This is a genomic window from Methylobacterium sp. WL18 (assembly GCF_008040015.1).
GTDB classification, from domain to species: domain Bacteria; phylum Pseudomonadota; class Alphaproteobacteria; order Rhizobiales; family Beijerinckiaceae; genus Methylobacterium; species Methylobacterium mesophilicum.
Genome location: NZ_VRVD01000490.1, coordinates 1 through 3,511 on the forward strand (window position 1 = coordinate 1; position 3,511 = coordinate 3,511).

4 protein-coding genes are annotated in these 3,511 nt (G+C 71.6%); 3 read left to right on the forward strand and 1 reads right to left on the reverse strand.

The window, feature by feature from the left end; all coding sequences use genetic code 11:
• The first annotated feature begins 122 nt into the window (after positions 1-122).
• Together FV228_RS23560 and FV228_RS23565 are read left to right on the forward strand one after the other, a co-directional pair.
• A complete protein-coding gene (locus FV228_RS23560; protein ID WP_147856791.1) occupies positions 123-1,325 on the forward strand; it encodes a murein L,D-transpeptidase family protein in 1,203 nt (400 codons plus the stop codon).
• A 205-nt stretch (positions 1,326-1,530) separates the two neighbouring features.
• Complete coding sequence (locus tag FV228_RS23565; protein WP_147856792.1) at positions 1,531-2,472, forward strand: MBL fold metallo-hydrolase; 942 nt, start codon at positions 1,531-1,533, stop codon at positions 2,470-2,472.
• Positions 2,473-2,481: 9 nt separating this feature from the next.
• Here the strand turns inward: FV228_RS23565 and FV228_RS23570 are convergent, their stop codons facing one another.
• Positions 2,482-2,679, reverse strand: coding sequence for a hypothetical protein (locus FV228_RS23570; protein ID WP_246689939.1), 198 nt, complete (start codon positions 2,677-2,679; stop codon positions 2,482-2,484).
• A gap of 241 nt (positions 2,680-2,920) precedes the next feature.
• Between FV228_RS23570 and FV228_RS23575 the strand changes: the two genes are divergently transcribed.
• Positions 2,921-3,511, forward strand: a 591-nt coding sequence (locus FV228_RS23575; RefSeq protein WP_147856794.1) for a complex I NDUFA9 subunit family protein, incomplete at its 3' end; no start/stop codon positions are given.

Consider the following 3,511-nt stretch of genomic DNA (forward strand, 5'->3'; position numbering starts at 1 on the left):
GCCCTGGCGTGACCGGCGGCCGTGACGGGCGCGACGGCCTCACGACGGCCGCAATGCCGGGTCAGCCTCCCAGGACCGTGCACGGCCGCGTTCCCGTCCGGCCGATGCGGCGCGGACGGTTCATGCCCCTTCCGATACCGAGATCCTTCGCCGCCGGCCTCGTGCTGCTGACCGTCTGCGGTTCCGTCGCGGCGCAGGCCGGGAAGGCCGACGCGCCGATCCCGGCGGCGACGCTCGCCCTGATGGCGCAGAAAGGCACCAGTGCCGCCGCCCCGGTGCTGTTCCGGGCCTACAAGAAGGAATCCGAGATCGAGGTCTGGAAGAAGGGCCCGTCCGGGTACGTCCACATCAAGACCTTCCCGATCTGCCGCTGGTCCGGACAGCTCGGGCCCAAGCGCAAGAGCGGCGACCGGCAGACCCCGGAGGGGTTCTATGCGGTGCCCCGGCGCCAGATGAATCCGAACTCGCACTATTACCTGTCCTTCGACGTCGGCTATCCCAACGCCTACGACCGCGCCCATGGCGGCACCGGCTCGGCCGTGATGGTGCACGGCATCTGCTCGTCGATGGGCTGCTTCGCCATGACCGACGGCACGGTCGGGGAGATCTACGCCATCGCCCGCGAGGCCCTGAACGGCGGGCAGGCGGCGTTCCAGTTCCAATCCTACCCGTTCCGGATGAGTGCCGAGAACATGGCCCGCCACCGCGCCGACCCGAACATCGGGTTCTGGCGCGAACTCAAGGCCGGCTCGGACCGGTTCGAGGCGAGCAAGGAGGAGCTGCAGGTCTCGGTCGTCGCCGGCCGCTACGCCTTCGCGCCGTCCCGGGACCCCGCGCGGGAAGCCGCGGTCGCGACCCACCGCGCCATCGAGGAGGCCCGGATGGCGGCGCTCGCCGAATCCGGCGAGCCGGCCGTGCGCACGACCTACTCCGACGGCGGCCAGCACGCCTTCTGGGCGGCCTACACCGCCCGGGGCGGCGCGGTCGGCGACATCAGCCGCCCCGAGGCGCTGGCCTTCGCCGGCCAGGAGGTGGTGGTGGTGCCGGGTCACCGGGCGCCGCGGCCGGTGCCGGAGTCCGTCTGGGCCGCCTGGGCCGCGCCCGATTCCGCGCTCGCGCTGCGGCGGATGGCGGGCTTCGTTCCGGTCTACGAGCGGGCGCCGGACCCGTTCGGGGCGCTGGCGGGCCGGCTCCCGGTGCGCTACGGCGACGGCCTGCCCGCGCTGCTGGCAGCAGCCTTGAGCGAAACCCCGGGCGCATTCGGCGGGGCACCGATTCCCGGCGGCGTCAACGCCGGGCTTGTCGCCTCCGCCGAGCGATTCTAAGGGTGCCGAAGGGCCCGGACGCGGCCCGTCCGTGTGCGCGGCCGCACATCACGACGGCCTGCGACCCCCCAATTCATTGTAAGGCAGGGGATGAGCGGTACTCCTGTCCCGTCGGCCTGCCGTAATCAGCGCTACCTTCCCGGAACGGCGACGGGGTTTCGATCGTAACGGATTGGGACCGACTGTCCGCAGATTCGTGATCGCCATGTCCAAGTGTTCCGAGCCGACTATCCGTGCGGCCGACGAGGGCCTCGTCCTCCGATTCTGGGGCGTTCGTGGCTCGACGCCGGTCAGCGGTCCGCAATACGCCGAATTCGGCGGCAGCACGCCGTGTCTCGAGGTGCGCTGCGGCGAGCGGATGTTCGTGGTCGATGCCGGCTCCGGCATCTACAACCTCGGCCAGGGCCACCGCACCGATCTCCCCCGGGAAGTCGACCTCCTGTTCAGTCACCTGCACCTCGACCACACGGCGGGCCTTCCGTTCTTCAAGCCGGCGGTCCTCGACTGCGACCGGGTGATCAACACCTATTGCGGCAACCTCGGCGGCGAATCGGCCGGCCCGACGCTCGACCGCCTGTTCGCGCCGCCGCTGTTCCCGGTTACGCTCGACAGGCTGTGCTGCACGTTCAACCATCACGGCTTCGAGGCCGGGCAGTCCCTGACCTTCCCGGACGGCGCCCGGGTCGACACGATCCTGCTGAACCACCCGCAGGGCTCGGTGGGCTACCGCTTCGAGCATGGCGGCCGGCGCCTGTGCCTGATCAGCGACATCGAGCACAGCGATCCCTGGCCGGATCCCGAGCTGGCCCGGTTCGTCGAAGGCGCCGACCTGATGGTCTACGACGGCATGTTCACGGACGGCGAGTATCCGACCTGCCGCGGCTGGGGCCACTCCACCTGGCAGAAGGGCGTCGAGCTGGCCCGGACGGCCGGGGTCAAGGCGCTGGCGATCATCCACCTGCATCCGGCCCATTCGGATACGGCGCTGCGCGACATGGAGGCGGACCTCAAGGCGGAGATGCCCACCGCCTTCATCGCCCGCGAGAGCCAGAGCATCACGGTCGGCGCGCCGCGTTCGGTGAGCCGGGGCGCCGACGGGCGACCGGCGGTGGCGCGGGAGATCCGCCGCCGGATCAAGGTCGCCTGACCCCGCCGGTCAGACCGAGCGCCGGCCGCGCGTCCGGCTGAACCGGCGATAGGCGAACAGGACGAACAGCGCGACGCCGATGGTCAGGATGCTCCAGCCGTAATTGGTGACGAGCTGGGCATCGATCGGGTGGCCGATCAGGCCCAGCGCGACGAGCAGTCCGAAGACGGCGATCACCGCCGAGACGAGCATCCCTAGAATCATCATGGTCCCCGGCGCGTCCCGGCCGGCGCACGGCCCGGCGAAGTCGTCCGTGGAAATGCGCGGGCGCGGTGCCCGTTCCCGGTCGCATCCGGCGCCGGGACGCGGTAATCGCGCCGCGACGCGCATGGGCGGCTCCCAAGGCGCCGAACTTAGGCTAAGTAGGCCCGCATGACGGCGCCCCGGGGCGCGCGAGGAGCCCGAGACCACGGCGATGACCGGCCCACAGAACACGCCTCAGGACAGCATGCCCGCATCCACCGCCGCAACGGGCCCCCTGCGCCCGCAATCCCAGCTCGTGACGATCTTCGGCGGCTCCGGCTTCCTGGGCCGGCACGTGGTGCGGGCGCTCGCCAAGCGCGGCTACCGGATCCGCGTCGCGGTGCGCCGGCCGGACCTGGCGCTGTTCCTGCAGCCGCTGGGCAAGGTCAACCAGATCGTGGCCGTCCAGGCCAACCTGCGCTACCCCGAATCGGTCGCCCGCGCGGCCGAGCGTTCGGACGTGGTGATCAACCTCGTCGGCATCCTGCAGGAGACCGGCTCGCAGAGTTTCGCGCGCCTGCAGGTCGAGGGCGCGTCCGAGATCGCACGCGCCGCCGCCCGGCAGGGCGCCCGGATGATCCACGTCTCGGCGATCGGGGCGGATCCGACCTCGCCGTCGCACTACGCCCGCACCAAGGCGGAGGGCGAGGCCCGGGTCTTCGCCGCCTGCCCGGACGCGGTGGTGTTCCGGCCCTCGCTGGTCTTCGGGCCGGGCGACAGCTTCTTCAACCGCTTCGCCGGGCTGGCCCGGGCGCTGCCGGTGCTGCCGCTGGCGGGCGGGCAGTCGCGCTTCCAG